The organism is Gammaproteobacteria bacterium (genome assembly GCA_021647245.1).
Lineage (GTDB): Bacteria > Pseudomonadota > Gammaproteobacteria > RBG-16-57-12 > RBG-16-57-12 > JAFLJP01.
In genome coordinates, this window is sequence record JAKIVC010000016.1 from 1 (window position 1) to 16,170 (window position 16,170).

At 48.3% G+C, this 16,170-nt stretch carries 15 protein-coding genes; 8 read left to right on the plus strand and 7 right to left on the minus strand.

Annotated features, from left to right (window positions below; translation table 11 throughout):
- The coding region (locus L3J94_05945) for a replication-associated recombination protein A (GenBank protein MCF6218293.1) at positions 1-900 on the plus strand (900 nt) is incomplete at its 5' end.
- 81 nt (positions 901-981) lie between these two features.
- Entirely contained in the window at positions 982-1,464 is a 483-nt protein-coding gene (locus L3J94_05950; GenBank protein MCF6218294.1) for a DUF1456 family protein, read from the plus strand.
- A gap of 98 nt (positions 1,465-1,562) precedes the next feature.
- Here L3J94_05950 and L3J94_05955 read toward each other — a convergent pair whose 3' ends face one another.
- From L3J94_05955 to epmB, 3 genes are all read right to left on the minus strand, one after another.
- Complete coding sequence (locus tag L3J94_05955) at positions 1,563-3,629, minus strand: bifunctional diguanylate cyclase/phosphodiesterase (protein ID MCF6218295.1); 2,067 nt, start codon at positions 3,627-3,629, stop codon at positions 1,563-1,565.
- Between the two features lie 119 nt (positions 3,630-3,748).
- Positions 3,749-5,494, minus strand: coding sequence for a hypothetical protein (locus L3J94_05960; protein MCF6218296.1), 1,746 nt, complete (start codon positions 5,492-5,494; stop codon positions 3,749-3,751).
- Between the two features lie 105 nt (positions 5,495-5,599).
- Positions 5,600-6,607 carry an EF-P beta-lysylation protein EpmB gene (gene epmB, locus L3J94_05965; protein MCF6218297.1) on the minus strand — a complete coding sequence of 336 codons (1,008 nt, stop codon included), beginning with the start codon at positions 6,605-6,607 and terminating at the stop codon, positions 5,600-5,602.
- 53 nt (positions 6,608-6,660) lie between these two features.
- On the opposite strand from epmB, the gene efp reads away from it, so the two are divergent.
- Positions 6,661-7,230, plus strand: a complete 570-nt coding sequence (gene efp / locus L3J94_05970) for an elongation factor P (protein MCF6218298.1) — start codon at positions 6,661-6,663, stop codon at positions 7,228-7,230.
- A gap of 6 nt (positions 7,231-7,236) precedes the next feature.
- On the plus strand, positions 7,237-8,232 hold the full coding sequence (genX, locus tag L3J94_05975) for an EF-P lysine aminoacylase GenX (protein ID MCF6218299.1): 996 nt from the start codon (positions 7,237-7,239) through the stop codon (positions 8,230-8,232).
- A 71-nt stretch (positions 8,233-8,303) separates the two neighbouring features.
- Here the strand turns inward: genX and L3J94_05980 are convergent, their stop codons facing one another.
- Complete coding sequence (locus L3J94_05980) at positions 8,304-8,471, minus strand: DUF3330 domain-containing protein (GenBank protein ID MCF6218300.1); 168 nt, start codon at positions 8,469-8,471, stop codon at positions 8,304-8,306.
- A 48-nt stretch (positions 8,472-8,519) separates the two neighbouring features.
- Positions 8,520-9,419 carry an archaetidylserine decarboxylase gene (gene asd, locus L3J94_05985; protein ID MCF6218301.1) on the minus strand — a complete coding sequence of 300 codons (900 nt, stop codon included), beginning with the start codon at positions 9,417-9,419 and terminating at the stop codon, positions 8,520-8,522.
- A gap of 293 nt (positions 9,420-9,712) precedes the next feature.
- Here asd and hemH point away from each other — a divergent pair, with 293 nt between their 5' ends.
- The 3 genes from hemH to yrfG are packed head-to-tail and all read left to right on the plus strand — an operon-like array spanning position 9,713 to position 13,899.
- Positions 9,713-10,759: a ferrochelatase gene (hemH, locus tag L3J94_05990; protein ID MCF6218302.1), complete on the plus strand. Its 1,047-nt coding sequence runs from the start codon at positions 9,713-9,715 to the stop codon at positions 10,757-10,759.
- 26 nt (positions 10,760-10,785) lie between these two features.
- The gene (tadA, locus tag L3J94_05995; protein ID MCF6218303.1) at positions 10,786-13,185 is read left to right on the plus strand and encodes a Flp pilus assembly complex ATPase component TadA; all 2,400 of its coding nucleotides are present in this window, start codon (positions 10,786-10,788) and stop codon (positions 13,183-13,185) included.
- A 54-nt stretch (positions 13,186-13,239) separates the two neighbouring features.
- Positions 13,240-13,899, plus strand: a complete 660-nt coding sequence (yrfG, locus tag L3J94_06000) for a GMP/IMP nucleotidase (GenBank protein ID MCF6218304.1) — start codon at positions 13,240-13,242, stop codon at positions 13,897-13,899.
- 198 nt (positions 13,900-14,097) lie between these two features.
- On the opposite strand, the gene L3J94_06005 is transcribed toward yrfG, so the two are convergent.
- Positions 14,098-14,691, minus strand: a complete 594-nt coding sequence (locus L3J94_06005) for a CBS domain-containing protein (protein MCF6218305.1) — start codon at positions 14,689-14,691, stop codon at positions 14,098-14,100.
- A gap of 122 nt (positions 14,692-14,813) precedes the next feature.
- The gene (locus tag L3J94_06010; GenBank protein ID MCF6218306.1) at positions 14,814-15,398 is read right to left on the minus strand and encodes a CBS domain-containing protein; all 585 of its coding nucleotides are present in this window, start codon (positions 15,396-15,398) and stop codon (positions 14,814-14,816) included.
- 140 nt (positions 15,399-15,538) lie between these two features.
- Between L3J94_06010 and L3J94_06015 the strand changes: the two genes are divergently transcribed.
- On the plus strand, positions 15,539-16,009 hold the full coding sequence (locus L3J94_06015; GenBank protein MCF6218307.1) for a hypothetical protein: 471 nt from the start codon (positions 15,539-15,541) through the stop codon (positions 16,007-16,009).
- The last annotated feature ends 161 nt before the right edge of the window (positions 16,010-16,170 follow it).

Sequence of the window (16,170 nt, forward strand, 5' to 3'; positions counted from 1 at the left end):
CCCTCATTTGAGCTGAATAACGCACTGTTGTCGCGGGCACGGGTCTATGTGCTGAAATCACTCACTCACCACGATATCCGACAAATTATCGACCGTGCACTTAACGATAAAACACGCGGTCTGGGGCATCGTAAATTACAAATACCCCATGAGCAGCGTGAGCAGATAGCGCAAGCGGCTGATGGTGATGGTCGCCGCTCATTAAATCTTCTGGAGATTGCAGTCAGCCTTGCGGAGTGGCGAGATGATGTTGAGGTGATCGAGCAACCCACCTTGAACGAAGTACTCTCCGGTGGTCTGCGTCGTTTTGATAAGGGCGGTGAAGCCTTTTATGATCAAATATCGGCAATGCATAAATCGATGCGTGGCTCTAATCCCGATGCCTGCCTCTACTGGATGGCACGGATGCTGGATGGGGGCTGTGATCCGCTCTATCTCGCCCGCCGAATTGTTCGTATGGCATCGGAAGATATCGGTAATGCCGACCCACGGGCGCTACAATTAGCGATGAATGCATGGGATGTGCAGGAGCGCCTTGGTTCTCCAGAGGGTGAGCTTGCTATCGCTCAGGCGCTGGTCTACCTCGCAGTAGCCCCCAAAAGCAACGCAGTATACAAAGCCTATAATGCCGCAAGAGCGGATGTGAAAAACCAAGGCTCTATCGAAGTGCCGGTTCACCTTCGAAATGCGCCTACCAAGCTGATGAAGGAGCTGGGTTATGGTAAAGCCTACCGCTATGCCCACGACGAACCGCACGGTTATGCCGCAGGAGAAAACTACTTTCCTGAAGAGATGGGTGCTCGCCATTACTATCAGCCCGTCGCACGAGGAATGGAACAGAAAATCACTGAAAAACTCAACTTTCTGAAAGAGCTGGATGCACAGGCACTAAAAAAATAAAACACCATAAAAATAACACCAATGGATGGGTTTTATTATGATGGTGAGCGATTTAACTGATTGAATTACTGGAATTAAACCGTGACTAATAATGATATTTTACGCCGTCTTCGCTATACCTTCGATTTCAGTGACTCTCAAATGATGCGGCTTTTTAGTCAGGCGAACCACAAGGTTACAAGGGCGCAGGTGAGTGCCTGGTTAAAAAAAGATGACGACCCGGGCTACCAAGCTTGTCGTGATATCGAGCTGGCTACTTTTCTCAACGGTCTGATTAATGAGGTGCGGGGCAAAAGAGAAGGGCCACAACCAGAGCCTGAACAACGGTTGAATAATAATATTGTTTTTAGAAAACTCAAAATCGCGCTGAATTTACAGAGTGATGATGTTTTGGCCGTGTTGGCGCTGGCGGGTCAGCGCATGAGCCAACATGAGTTGAGTGCTTTTTTTCGCAAGCCAGAGCATAAGCACTATCGCCTTTGCAAGGATCAGGTGTTGCGTAATTTTTTAAAAGGTTTGCAGCTTAAGGAGAAGCCATCTGATCAGGTCAACGAAATCAGCTGAAAGTCAGAACAGTAAAACCCCTGCAACGCCCCAGCCATTGAAGTACGGAAGGGTGCGGCCGACGGCGTTGAGATGACAGGAGAGTCTAAGAAAATGCCTTACTCTTCAAAATTGTAGTGCATCTCCCGATCAGGCTGCTGCAAGTAGTATCCTTGGACAAAGTTGACACCACTCTGCCAAAGCACGGCCAAGGTATTGGCATCATGCACAAACTCTGCGATGGTTTGCATATTGTTGGTTTGTGCCATCTCCGATATTTTTTTAGTCATCTCTTGCGCGCCTTTGTCATTGACCAGTGTGCCTATGAGTGATCCATCAATTTTAAGAAAATGAGCTTTAAGGCGGGTAAGGTAATCAATTGATTCTGGAAGCCCCAGAACATGCCCTATGGCGGTGAGACAGTGGAGTTGATTGATCATACTGATAAAGGCTTCAGACTCTTTTTTATGATTTAGAACGTGCTCTTGGTCGAGTTCAAAGATTAAGTTGTCACCGGGGATACGTGAATCCCGGAGGTATTTACTGATCCATTTGATGGTCTCTGGATCCAGCAGTGACTCTTCGGATAGTTTGATGAAAAGTTGTAACTTTTTGCCTTGCTGACGTTGTTTGATTAGCGTGTTGATGCTGTTAACAATGACCCAGCGATCAAACATTTTCATCAAACCCGGCTCTTCTGCGGCAGCTGGGAAAAAATCACGGGGTGTGATCTCTTCATTTTCACTGTTTACCATACGCAGTAGTACTTGGTAGCGCTCACCCGGTGTGGCATGCAGGCTGACGATGGGCTGAAAAACTAACCTGAAGCCATTCTCTTTAAGTGCGGTTTTAATCAGGTCTGTATCGCAGCTACTTTCGGCTTTATCCGGTACGGTGTCATGAGGCATCTGCATCCGGTTGCCTCCCGCTTGGTGCGCGCTGTTGCAGGCACGCTCCAGTTCGACTAATACTTTCTCTGCGGAGTGCTCTCTGTTTTTAAGTGGCGTATAACCAATGCTGACGGAGGTTATTATCTCTTGATCATCAATTAGAAAGTGAGCGCTGGCAATCGCACTGCATATCTCTTGACAGAGCTGGTTGATTTCGGTTTCTGACGATATTGGGTGATGGCAGGCAAACATCTCATCAGCAAAGCGCGCCAAGTTGCTGGCATTCTTAAGTATCGGCTGAATGATGTCGGTGATATCTCGTAGAATCATGTCACAACCAGCGATACCAAGCTGCTGTTGTAGCTCGGGGTAGTTGTCAAGTTTGATGAGAAATATCGCGTGAGGGAGTTCATCCCATGCAGCAGGGTCTGCTATGAATACTTTTAACTGCTCAATAAAATGGCCACGGTTATTTAAGTTGGTGACAAGGTCTTTGTTGCTCAGCTCCAGTAGTTTCTGGTTCAGCTCTTCATCGTAACTCTGGTCCTGTATCACCAGTTGGATACTAGGCTCGCCTTCTAGCAGTGCTTCTGTGAAATCGATACTGACATTAAGCCGTTGTGTCCCCTTGATCGCGGTGCAGTTGAGCGTGGCGTGAGCCAGCTCTTGCCGGCTAAGTTGCCGTAGGATGCTTTTTACTTCATCGCGAGAGGCCTTATCAATCAGGTCTAGCAGTGGTGTGCTGTCGAGTTCATCCTGCTCTATAAGGTCGAACATTTCTAGGTATGAGGTGTTGGTATAGGCATGCATTCCATCTTGAATGTAAGCGATGGCATCACGGGAGCTATCCATCAATATACGATTTCGTTGCTGCTCCTCTTCTGTTTTTTGCTGGGCATGGTACAGTTGATTTTGCAGGGTGTGGGCACTGATCATTCTCGGGAGTAGTACCTCAAGAACCTTGATTTGATCGTGTTCGATAATCTGGGTAGCACCCGCCATATAGAGTGCATGGGTCGCCTCGCAACGCTCTTTTTGGCAAAGGTAGACGGTAATGAGGTTGGGCTGTTGTATGCTGGTTTGCTGTTGTAGCGTTAGCGGTGGCAGGTCGATTGCGGTGGTGTTGATTATGAATACATCCCAAACCTTTTCAGAAAAGGCATCTTGTAGCGCATCGCTATCGCTTACTGATCGATCTCTTACTGCAAATCCGGCGTTTTTGAGGATGTTGATGTACTGTTCACGCTGCTCCTGCTCATGTTCCCACATAAGAAGGTTAAGGGTATTCTTTTTCAATAGGGTTCCTTTCTTGTGCTGCTTAGTGGGTTTTTTATTATTATGGAGGTTTTGATTCTGTCAGCAAAAAAACATTCAGATTTGTTCAGAGTTTACCTCATAAGTAAAGGCATCAGAAGTTAAAGAAGCTCCCAAGCGCTGTCTAAGTCATCATCAGTGCCTCGAGTATCAACAGCATGCTTTGAGGAAAGCTTGGTTACTTTTTCTATATTCTCATATTGATACAGGGCATGGCCACCCCCGCGCTTGGTTTGCTGCTTGAGTAGTACCAATGTATCTTCATCCCTGTGGTGTAAAGTTATCCGCTGGCCCTCTTTAAAGGTATTGGGTGTGACCAGGGTTGCTGGCTGTTTGATTGCGCGCAGCTCGGGGAGCAGCAGTGCTCGCATTTTGTGTTGTGCTTCGGAGTATACCTCTTCTGCGTATAAACCGATCTCAACGGGAGTGGCGCTGGGGGCAATGAGCTCAATGCCAATGACCAGTTCATTGCTTGCTGTTTGATGTACCCAGCGAATCAATGCCAACCCAAACTGCTTCCCTGAGCCGTTAAAGCCTTTGTGTAAGCTCACCAACTCACCAACTTTGAGACCATCGGCGGTTGTATTTTGTTTGAATTTTAGCTTGTAACCATTTGCACTCTCATCAACGACATTGAAGTCATAGGTTTTATATTCAACTGGATTATTAGCGCGATCTTCTCCGAAAACGGTTGTAGTGGTGGCTTCACGGTAGACATTCCAGACATCAGGTGCATCGTCACGTCCGACACTGGTAACGAATGAGTTCATGTAGCAGGCCGGGCGTGCCACGTCATGGTTGCCGTGACCGATATGGTGGCTAAGCATCCAGTGGATTGCACTAATACCAATTGCTAGGGTAAACATATCCGATTTTTCTGAACGACTAAAGACCCTTTTTTGCTCACCGCCTAACTGCTTTTGTAGGCGCTGCAGGGTCTCTTTGTGTAGTGGAGCCAAGTGGGGGTTGCTACGGGCCTTGGTTATTTCATCTTCCAGAGCGTAATGCAGGCTGCTGGTATCGATGATTCGCCAGCCATCGCTCTGTTGTGTGGGTTTTTCAAGATACAACGGTCCATCATCACTGTTTAGGTTAACGAACAGGGAGTGTAGTTTCGGAGTGTATTTTTTCATGCTGAGTAGGCGGCAGCTGGAGACCCAGGTTTCTAAAAGGTGGTTAAGTTGGATTATCTCTCGCTGCTCCAGGCAGGCGGGCGTGGAGGCCGTGAGAAGTAGCGCCTGCTTGAAACGATTAATAACGCTCCAAGGGGAACGGCTGCCAAATACAGCAATATCCGCGAGGGAAAGTTGCTCTGCATACTGCATTATCAGGCACTGCTCACGCCAGAAACTTTTAGGTATTGCGCTGTAGGTCAGGTGCAGGCATAACAGGAGCCGGTTGTTAAAGGCTAGGTGGTTCTGCATCATGGTGGCTAGCCGAAGGCGACTTTTGTTTGATCTACTCTCATTGATGCTGTCAAGAATAATGGATTTATGGGCAATAACGACCTCATGCAGCACACTTTGCGCCAGACGTGCTATTTTGCGGTTTTTTGCAGGGAAGGGCAGCGACAGACCGATGTAGTGTTTCTCCATCGCCTCAAGAATGTAGTCGATGGGGTCATACAGCTGCTGAAGCAGTTGCTCTCTTTCTGTGGGGGAGAGTTTGAGCAGGTTGGATTCGGTGAGTAGCGCGTAGACCTGCTTTGCCATCAGGCCTAAATTGGCGCGTGGCATATCCGCTAGCCACCGCTCTATCGCTTTGGGGCGCAGGTCGCGACTATCTCTTGTCTGAGCTTGCTGCTCAGGTATTTTGAATCCGAAACTCTCCACCCGACACATTTCCATTCATGCTTCTTAGGCTTGCAGCCTGTACAGAAGGATTTTCATACTCTATTCCAGTAAGATAGTCTAGTCGTTACATCCAAAATATGCAACTTTCTGTGGCGTGATTCACGTTATCACTGTTTTGTTCGGCTCTCCTGCTTGCTCCTGAACCAGGGTGGGTACTAAATAGCCTGGGAGTTCCGCTCTGAGTCCCTTGTACAGTTGCCTCGCCTGTTTAATCGGAGTGTCAAAGTGTGCGGCACCCGATGTTTTATCCAGTAAGTGGAGGTAGTACGGGATGATCTGCTGCTCAAATAGTTTTTCACTGAGCGCTTTGAGTGATGAGACTGAGTCGTTGACCCCCTTCAGCAGTACGCTTTGATTAAGTAGGGTGATGTCGCAGCTGGAGAGCTTTTTCATGGCGCGCTCCACTTCGTGATCAAATTCGTTGGCGTGGTTGAAGTGAAGAACCATCACCTGTTGTAAGCGACTCTGGTTCAGGGCTCTCAGTAGCCCGTCGGTGACGCGGCTGGGCAGTGCAATGGGCTGGCGTGTGTGTATGCGCAGGCGCTTGAGGTGGGGGATGGTGTTGAGTTTGGTTATGATCTGCTCGAGTCGCTCGTCACTGAGCGATAGGGGATCTCCGCCGCTAAGAATAACTTCACTTAAACGGCTATCGTCTGCAATATATGCCATGGCTTGTGTGAGTGACTCTTCATCTAACCGCGATGCCTGATATGGAAAGTGGCGACGAAAGCAGTATCGGCAATGTATTGCGCAAGCTGCTGTGGTGATTAACAGGCAGCGGCCCGAATATTTGTGCAGCAAGCCTGGGGCTTTCGTTGATGCATCGTCACCCACGGGGTCAACACCGTAGCCATCGATCAGGTCAAGCTCCTCTCCTCGTGGCAATATTTGGAGTAATAGCGGATCGTTGGGGTCACCTGGGCGCATGCGTGAAAGATAGCTTTCGGTGACGCGCAGAGGGAATTGCTTGCACGCCTGGTATCTCTCAGCAAGCTGATGGTGGCTGAGGTTTAGTCGGTTGAGGAGTGTCTTGGGATCTCGAATTGCCTTGGCAAGTTCACTTTGCCATGCGGGGACCTGACATATTGGGCTTGTTCGCGTTATCATGTGGCTCTTTCATGTTTCAAACAGTTGACTAATTTTCTCAGAATGAGGGTGAAATGGCTACATACAGTACTAATGAATTTCGTGGCGGCCTGAAGATCATGCTTGATGGTGACCCTTGTGCGGTTATCGAGAATGAATTTGTAAAGCCGGGGAAAGGGCAGGCATTTAATCGCGTGAAGATTCGTAACTTGAAAACGGGTCGGGTGGTTGAGCGTACTTTTAAGTCAGGCGAGAGTGTTGAGGCGGCAGATGTTATGGATACTGATATGCAGTATCTCTATACGGATGGTGAGTTTTGGTATTTTATGGATGCCAATACTTTTGAGCAAATTGGTGCGTCTGAATCAGCCGTTGCGGGTACCAAGCAGTGGTTGAAAGAGCAGGATACCTACACATTGACGTTGTGGAATGATGCCCCTATTTCTGTTACACCGCCAAATTTTGTGGATCTGGCGGTAACTGAGACGGATCCTGGCGTTCGAGGTGATACTTCGGGTGGCGGTGGTAAGCCTGCAACATTGGAGACGGGGGCCGTTGTTCGCGTACCTCTCTTTATCAATATTGGTGATGTACTGAAAGTGGATACTCGCTCAGGCGAGTATGTTTCACGCGCAAAGGATTGATGGCGAATGGTTTCTGGTGATGTTGGGTGGAGCCCTTCGGCGACACTCGAAAACCTGAAAAAAAGAGCATCTATTTTATCCGAAATACGTATGTTTTTTACGAGTCGTGCAGTGTTGGAGGTGGAGACACCTATTTTGAGTCGGGCGGCTCTGAGTGATCCATCCATTGAGAGCTTTAGCACTCGCTATGTTGGCCCAGGGGTTTCTCAGGGGCGGGATTTTTACCTTCAAACCTCGCCAGAGTTTGCTATGAAGCGGTTGCTCGCCTCCGGTTGTGGTGCCATTTATCAGATCTGCAAAGTGTTTCGTCAAGGGGAGAGTGGGCAGCGCCATAATCCTGAGTTTACGATGTTGGAGTGGTATCGGCCTGGCTGGAGCCACCATCAATTAATGCTCGAAGTCGAAGCTTTGGTGTGTGAGCTGTTAGCACCGTATCGTGATTTGGCAGCCACTGAAAGGGTGACTTATCAAAGCGCTTTCTTAAGCCATGTGGGTGTGGATCCATTTTTTGCGACCCTTGATGAGTTGAAGGCGTGTGCTGAAGGGTTGGGTATTTCAATATCGTGGAAGAGTGGCGATACAACCCGGGATGAGTGGCTTGATTTGATTTTAAGCCACGCGATCGAGCCGCATCTGGGGCTAGGGAGGCTGACATTTTTATGTGATTACCCGCCTTCACAGGCAGCGCTTGCGGTTGTCAGGCCGGGAAAGCCGGATGTAGCTGAGCGCTTTGAACTTTATCTGGAAGGTGTTGAGCTGGCGAACGGTTTTCATGAGCTGGTGGATGCAGAAGAACAGCGGCAGCGCTTTGAGGGTGATATTGTTCGGCGGCGTGAATCGGGTTTGGTGCAAAACCCGTTGGACGAGGCATTTCTTTCAGCTTTATCGTCAGGAATGCCCCCCTGTGCTGGAGTTGCACTGGGGCTGGATCGTTTGCTGATGTTGGCCTGTGATGTGGATTCGATAGAAAAGGTGATGGCCTTTGATCTGTCGAGATCCTAGACTTTATGTATTTACTCGTCAACAATCCATATTATGGATAATTAAGCTGGTGGCGAGTTAATACATAAAGTCTAGTCTGGCTTCTGTTTTCCCCATTTTTCAAAGCACGCTTGGCCACAAAAATGGTAAACATATTCAGCCCCCTCTTCGCGTTTTGCCAAATCTTTTGGAATCTCTTCCATGCAGATTTTACAGGCGAGTACTTCGGGTTCTTCCGGCTTAAGTTTTGGGTCGCTCATAACCACTCTCCTTGAACGTTACACTAACCTGAGTGTAGCTCAAAAGGGTCAATTCTGCTGGCTTTGCTGAGGGTGTTCCGCAAGTAACTCTCCTAACCGGACGGTTTCACCAGCTTGAATGTTGTCAGCAAGCTCTATTTCGGGGTTGGCAAACAACATAATGACAGTTGACCCCATATTAAAGCGCCCCATCTCCTCTCCCTTTGTAAGAGAGACTCTCTGTTCGCCTTCATAATGCCACTGCTTAACATTGTGGCGTGAAGGAGGGGTTACCACGCCGTGCCATACGGTCTCGATGCTGCCGACAAAAATAGCCCCCACAAGGATCATCGCCATCGGGCCGTGTTCGGTCTCAAACAGTGCGACTACCCGCTCATTACGTGCAAACAATCCGGGGATGACTTTGGCTGATGCCGTGTTTACGCTGAATAGCCGACCTGGAACGTGCAGCATCTGCGTCAATGTTGCATCACAAGGCATGTGGATGCGGTGGTAATCTTTAGGCGAGAGGTAGATGGTGGCAAAGCGTCCGTTGTTGAATGTTTCGGCGAGCTGTGGGTCTCCGCCGACTAATGCTTTCAGGGTGTAGTCATGCCCTTTGGCTTGATAAATTCGACCGTTATTAATGGTTTCCGCCTGGCTAATAGCGCCATCTACAGGGCATGCGAATCGATTGTTGCCCGTGATAATCTCCCGTGCATCTTCTCTAAGCTCTCGGGTGAAGAAGTGGTTGAAGGTGGGATAAGCTGTTAGCTCAGGCTGTTTCGCTTCATTCATGTCGATATTAAACTGTTTGGCAAACCAGCGAATATGCATATTTTTGAAGGGGGCAAAGCGGATTCGGGTGAGTGCTAACATCGCTCTTGAGAGTAGATGTTGCGGCAGAAGATAGAGCGGTGCCGCCTTAAGGTAGTCAATGAGCGTAGCTGTTGATTCGTCTTGTTTCATCTTTAGTGTCTTGGTCTTTGAATGCGTGGCAGGGGAAGCTTTCAGCAATTCATGATTATGACATGCCTGTATAGCCAGAGCCTATTTTTTTGTCATTTTTGGTTTAAATCCCCAAATAATTTATGAACTATGTACAATCGAGCTTGTTCCTTGATTTAATAGGAAATATCTGGCTGTTTCGTGGGTTTCTCGGGTGGTGGGGCTTTTTGTGAATTCCCCGGCTAAAACTACGGCCAGTGTAAGGTGTTCATTTTATTCAGTTGCATTGCATCGCAATAGTGTGCGGATTTTTTATGAAATACAAAAGTGAAATCTCTCCTCATAATCGCCAGGCGAGGGTGGGGGTGTTGTTGTTGAACCTAGGTACGCCGGATGCGCCGACTCCCTCGGCACTGCGCCGTTACCTGGCTGAGTTTTTGTGGGATCCCCGTGTTGTTGAAATGTCGCGGCCGCTCTGGTGGCTGATTCTCCACGGCATTATATTACGCACACGTCCCAAGAGGTCAGCACGCGCTTACCAAACGATCTGGACTGAGCAGGGCGCCCCACTGTTGGTGACTTCTCAGCAGCAGGTAGAGAGCTTGCAGGCACGATTGCAAGAGGAGGTTTCACCTCATTTTGTTGTAGAGCTTGGGATGCGTTATGGTAATCCATCCATTGTTTCTGCTTTGGCGCGACTAAAAGAGGCTAATGTCCAGCGCCTTGTGGTGCTACCGCTCTATCCGCAATATTCAGCGGCGACGACAGCCTCCTGTTTTGATGTTATCTATCAGGAACTACAGCGCTGGCGCTGGATCCCGGAGCTGCGCTTTATCAATGGCTATGCTGATCATCCGGCCTATATTTCGGCACTGGCGGGGAGCATCGAGCGCGCTTGGCAGGCGGAGTCGCGCAGTGATCTGCTAATATTCTCTTTCCACGGTACGCCGCAACGCTATTTTGAGGCGGGTGATCCCTACTACTGCTTTTGTCAGAAAACGGCCCGCTTAGTTGCCGAACGCCTGGGGTTGGAAGCAGCGTCTTATGAGGTGACTTTTCAATCCCGCTTTGGCAAAGAGCCGTGGTTACAGCCTTATACAGATGAAGTATTGGCCGCTCTACCGGCTAAAGGTGTCAAGCGCGTGGCGGTCGTCTGTCCAGGCTTCTCCGTCGACTGTCTGGAGACGATTGAGGAGATAGATGTGGAGAACCGTGAGATTTTTCTTACAGCGGGTGGCGACTCATTTCAGTATGTTCCGGCGCTAAATGCTTCTACTCATCATATTGACATGATGTTTAAGTTACTTCTTCAGCATACTGTGGGTTGGCCGTTATCGGAACAGAATAAATTGGCAGAGTGACCGAAAATACTCCTTGGGTTTGAAATATGGATACTACCGTGGATAAAACAGAGCTACCGTACCCCTCACTGTTAATAGAAGATAGTGATATAGCCGTGGGGCCAAAAAGTGCCATCATTGTTACCCTTATCAGTGGTAAAAAGCTAAAAGGTCGCCTAGTTGAGTTTTTGCCTAACTCACCCACCATGGCGGTTGCCGGAAAAGGGGGCGAGAAGCTCGTTATTCACCTTGGACTGATCAAAACGCTGACCTTTCCAACCAAACGCAACAGAAAGACGCGCCAGCCTGTGCTTGATGAAGCTCAGGGGGTCGAAATGCCGCCCAGCAGTCAGCCCTTTAAAATTACTTTTAATGATGGCAGTGAGGTGAAGGGGGAGACCTTAGGTTATCGCCCTGATCAGCACGGCTTACATCTTTTTCCACTGATGGATGAAAATCTTTTTATTCAAACATTCTATTCACACCGAGCGATAAAAAATTATCAGGTGGGTGAGTTTTTAGGTGAATTGTTGCTGAAGGATGGGCTGGTTACCGAGAGTGATTTGCAGCAGGCAGTTGAAACGCAATCGTGTGATCGCAAGCAGCAGCTGGGTGACTATCTGGTCAGTAATGCCATCGTTTCAAGTGAGGATTTGCAAAAAGCACTCCTGCGCCAACGCTCTATGCCCAATATGCGTCTAGGCGAAATTTTGGTCAGCGAAGGGTTGGTAAATGAAGCGCAAATTGATGAAGCGCTGGCTGCTCAGAAGGTGGACCGTGGTCGTCCCCTAGGGGAGATTCTGGTCAGCCAGGGGGTGGTTGAGCAAATTGATATTCAGCGCAGTCTGGCTAAAAAGCTGGGTATCCCCTTCGTTAATCTAGCGGAGTATCAAATACCTCCCGATGTGATTGAGCGGCTTGGAGAAGGCGTGGTTAGAGAGCTGGAGGTGATCCCCATCAGCATGTTTGAGGGGCGCCTGGTGGTGGCCATGGAAAATCCGATGGATCGTGAGGCGATTGAGGTTATTCGCTTTAACTGTAACGTCACCGTTGAGGCAGTGATGGCGGATGTGGCAGGGATTAGAAAAGCGATCGATTTTTATTACTCTGCTGCGGCCGGGAGCGAATTTTCCGATCTTGAAATAGAGGATGATGGGCTGGATGATGACTTGCACAGTCAGGAGCTGGAGCAGAATGTATCGGATAACCTTGTCGTTAAAATGGTGAACAAAATTGTCATCGATGCCCATGCTCAGGGGGTTTCCGATATACATATTGAGCCTTATCCGGGCAAAAATAAAACCATTATTCGTTTTCGAAAAGATGGCACGATGCTGGAGTATGTACAACTCCCCTCCCAATATAAAAATGCGTTGGTTGCCCGTATTAAAGTCATGGCTCTGCTCGATATTTCCGAAAAACGCCATCCCCAGGATGGGAAGATTGACTTTAAAAAGTTTGGCCCATTGAACATTGAACTACGGGTTGCCACCGTACCGACAGCCGCTGGCCTGGAAGATGTTGTGATGCGTATTTTAGCGGCGGGCGAACCGATTCCGCTGGATAAATTGGGTGTCAGTGATCACAACCTGGTGCGGCTTAAAAAACTCATATCCAAACCCTATGGAATGATTTTTGTCTGTGGCCCTACCGGGTCGGGTAAAACCACTACACTGCACTCGATTCTTGGTCATATTAATGTTCCTGAGCGTAAAATATGGACAGCTGAAGATCCGGTTGAAATTACTCAAGTTGGACTTCGCCAAGTACAGATAAACCCGAAAGGGGGCCTTACTTTTGCTGATGCGATGCGCGCCTTTTTGCGTGCAGATCCCGATGTGATCATGGTAGGTGAAATGCGCGATAAAGAGACCACCGGCATGGGAATCGAAGCCTCATTAACGGGGCACCTGGTCTTTTCAACACTTCACACCAACAGCGCGCCTGAGAGTATTGTGCGTCTGCTGGATATGGGGATGGATCCCTTTAACTTTTCCGATGCGCTGTTGGGTGTTCTGGCACAGCGACTGGCTAAACGCCTCTGCTCAGAGTGTAAGCAGGCCTACCACCCGGATGAATCAGAGTTAAGAAATTTACTGGATGAGTACTGTAGCGATATGCCAGCTGAGGGGGATGAAGCGCCTCAGCAGAAAGTACTGGCCGAATGGAAAAATCTTTTTCTGGATGAGGATGATAAGTTTACACTCTATAAGGCGCAAGGGTGTGATCATTGCAGTGATACCGGTTATGCTGGGCGCTTGGGGCTGCATGAGCTACTGGTGAGCAGTGATGACATTAAACGGGCTATTATTGGTAAAATGCCGATCGTTGATTTGACCCGCCTGGCGATGACCGAGGGGTTGCGCACACTGTTACAGGATGGCATTGAAAAAGTGCTGCAAGGTTCAACGGACATACACTGTATTCGTGCGGTGTGTAGCAAATAGTTGCAAAAGATCCTTGGCGCAGAGGTCTCACCTTAAACGTAGTGAAGTTTTAATATGATCAAGTGGCAGCACGTTGATACGGTAATGCTGGATATGGATGGCACGTTGCTGGATCTCAACTTTGACAATAGCTTCTGGCAACAACAACTGCCACAGTATTACGCAAAAAAACACCAACTTAGCTTTGAAGAGGCGCGCCATGAGCTGATGACGCGCTACGCACAGCACAAGGGCACGCTCCAGTGGTACTGTCTTGATTACTGGCGAAAAAGTCTGGATATTGACTTGATGATGCTGAAAAAACAAACAACCCACCTTATCAAGGTACTCCCCCATGCGATCGAATTTATCGATCAGCTGCGCCAAGTGGGCAAGCGGGTTTTATTGGTGACCAATGCACACCCGGATAATCTGCTGCTAAAAATGGAAGTGACACAACTCAACCACCACTTTGATGAGATTATCTGCTCCCACGATTACGGGTACTGCAAAGAGGACCAGCGATTTTGGTCAGCTTTTGAGCAGCAACACGGGTTTGATGCCGGTCGTTCGTTGATGGTGGACGATAATTTACAGGTGTTAGCCAGTGCGCGGAAGTATGGTATTGCGCAACTTTTAGCCGTGCGCAAACCGGATAGCTCCCGACCAGAAACTCCGGTTGTTGGATACCCTTCCGTAAGTGATTTTTCTGAAATTATACCCAGCATCGGTTGATTTGGATCATTCGTAACTATTCAGCGTAAATAATTAAAAAATACTTAGAGACCTTACTGGCATCGGCAGCAACCAACGCCCGAAGGTCTAGGATAGCGGCTAGGTTTAGGGTAGGTGAGAGGGTATGGCAGCTACTCAAGGTTGTAAGAAAAGGGTAGATCAACTCCCGTTGACCTACCGCTATTGCTTAGAGAGTGTTCAGTGATGCAGAGCACTCTCTACTTCGGCGAAGGTGCTGGCAATTTCGATGACCTCCACCTGTTTATTCATTAGCCGGCTGATGTGAGAGAGTGAAAAAATACCGCAGATCGCTTGTTGCCCATCGGCTTGGCGATCAGCAATCAGGATGTGGTGTCGACCGCTGCGCTTGAGTGTTGCGAGTATGTTGCCCGTTTTTGCATACTCTACGTCACTGAGATCAAGCACTTGAATCTTCTCAATCGGTGTCATCACATCTTCCACATTGATATCATCTCGTTTACATCCGACCCGCTGCATATGTTTTATTGGCTTTTCTCCCAGTATATCGATGCTGGTGATAATGCCTTTGAGGTGTTGATCTTCATCAACCACAAACAGCATACGCACCGCTCTTTCAATCATTTGGTGGTTGGCTTTTTTTAGTGGGGTGCTGGCCCGGGTGGTTGCGGGTATGACTTGGTTAAGGTTTGTCATCACCTTGGCTGCGGGGCTATCTTCCGTGATCTCGGTCATATAGTCCGCACGGGGTCGTATGACCGGTGTTGGTTTATTGAGTGTTGTCTGTTGAATGGCTGCATACTTTGAATGCATAATCTCCTCTCCTTTGGTATCAACTTTAGAATGGGGCTGTTTAAACCTAGTTTAGTAAAGTTGATTATTCAAGTCGGGAATTAAGCGCCACCCATTTTGGGGGGAGGAGAAGAGTGACAATTCTAGTGATTTCTTTCGGTGATGGTCGTTTTGGGGCTACCTGCAATGGTGGTTTGGGTGTTCATCAACTGACTGATGTGTGAAAGCGAAAAGGTGCCGCATATTGTGAGTGAACCATCACTTTGATAGCTGCCAATCAGGGCGTGGTGTCGGCCACTCTCCTTTAAGGTGCTGATGATGTCACCGACCTTCGCGCGTTCGATATCACTGTAGTCCAACACCTCTATTTCACTGAGTGGTGTCATCAATTGCTTCACGGTTATTTCATGGGCACCGCAGCGAAAACTGCGCATATACTGGACCGGTTTTTCACCCAGTAGGTCATTGCTGGTGATGATGCCTTGTAGCTGCCGGACCTCATCCACTACAAATAGCATGCGGACACCACGATTTATCATCTGTTGGTTGGCATTTTTCAGGGTGCTGTTTGCATGGGTTGTGGCCGGGGTGGTGAGCTTTAGGTCGCTCATCACCTTAAATGCGGGGCTTTCCTCAGTGATCGCCATAGTGTAGAGAGTGGAGGGTGGCGTGATTGAGGTTGGCCGTGCTAGTGTTGATTGTGGGATGGGTGTGTAGTTTGCTGCCATGACCGCCTCTCCTTGATATTTTATGCAGATTTCATTAAACCCTAGTTCACTACGGAATATTGTTCAAGGTAGCTTTTTTTCTTTTTCTGCAGGGGCGTGTTTGGTATGGTGAGTGTGAACATAAAAATTAAGGTCTACCGATGAAAAAAGTCATTGTGTTGCTGTTACTGTTGCAAGCCCTACCACTCTCAGCGTCAGAGTATAAAAATTCGATTGAGTTGCCGAAGGATATCTCCCTACTACTGAAACAGGAGATGCAGCAAATACGTCAAGGTATGGAGTCTCTTACCTGGCTGGTTGCATCTGGTGATTTCTTAGCGGTAGCGAAGGTCGCTCAAGCGTTAGAAGAGGGCTATGTAATGAAGCGTAAACTTAGCAAAGAGCAGCGCCATATACTGGTTGCCGCACTACCCGCCGGTTTTAAAGCACTTGATCAGCGCTTTCATGCGCAAGCCAGTCTGTTGGCTGCCGCAGCACAGCAATATAACGCAGAGCTAGTTAATTTTTATATCTATAAAATGAATGAGGCGTGTGTCGCCTGTCACTCACAATTTGTGAGTGACCGGTTTGATGGTTTTTCACCACCCTCAGCACAGCACAGTCACCACTAATAAAGCGAACGTCTCCAGTAGGCGTTTCTACAGTAAAAACGCTACTGGGGTAGATACTTCTGGGTGATAGGATTTGGCGGTTGATCGACGGGCAAAATTACGGATAAGAGGGTTCAGAAGTATCTAGAATATCACTAAAAACCTTCGGAATAAGGATGATG

Bases quoted from the DNA above. Each gene is read 5' to 3' on its own strand.
- L3J94_05960 (MCF6218296.1), bottom strand. From the start codon at position 5,494: ATGGAAATGTGTCGGGTGGAGAGTTTCGGATTCAAAATACCTGAGCAG.
- epmB (MCF6218297.1), bottom strand. From the start codon at position 6,607: ATGATAACGCGAACAAGCCCAATATGTCAGGTCCCCGCATGGCAAAGT.
- efp (MCF6218298.1), top strand. From the start codon at position 6,661: ATGGCTACATACAGTACTAATGAATTTCGTGGCGGCCTGAAGATCATG.
- genX (MCF6218299.1), top strand. From the start codon at position 7,237: ATGGTTTCTGGTGATGTTGGGTGGAGCCCTTCGGCGACACTCGAAAAC.
- L3J94_05980 (MCF6218300.1), bottom strand. From the start codon at position 8,471: ATGAGCGACCCAAAACTTAAGCCGGAAGAACCCGAAGTACTCGCCTGT.
- asd (MCF6218301.1), bottom strand. From the start codon at position 9,419: ATGAAACAAGACGAATCAACAGCTACGCTCATTGACTACCTTAAGGCG.
- hemH (MCF6218302.1), top strand. From the start codon at position 9,713: ATGAAATACAAAAGTGAAATCTCTCCTCATAATCGCCAGGCGAGGGTG.
- tadA (MCF6218303.1), top strand. From the start codon at position 10,786: ATGGATACTACCGTGGATAAAACAGAGCTACCGTACCCCTCACTGTTA.
- yrfG (MCF6218304.1), top strand. From the start codon at position 13,240: ATGATCAAGTGGCAGCACGTTGATACGGTAATGCTGGATATGGATGGC.
- L3J94_06005 (MCF6218305.1), bottom strand. From the start codon at position 14,691: ATGCATTCAAAGTATGCAGCCATTCAACAGACAACACTCAATAAACCA.
- L3J94_06010 (MCF6218306.1), bottom strand. From the start codon at position 15,398: ATGGCAGCAAACTACACACCCATCCCACAATCAACACTAGCACGGCCA.
- L3J94_06015 (MCF6218307.1), top strand. From the start codon at position 15,539: ATGAAAAAAGTCATTGTGTTGCTGTTACTGTTGCAAGCCCTACCACTC.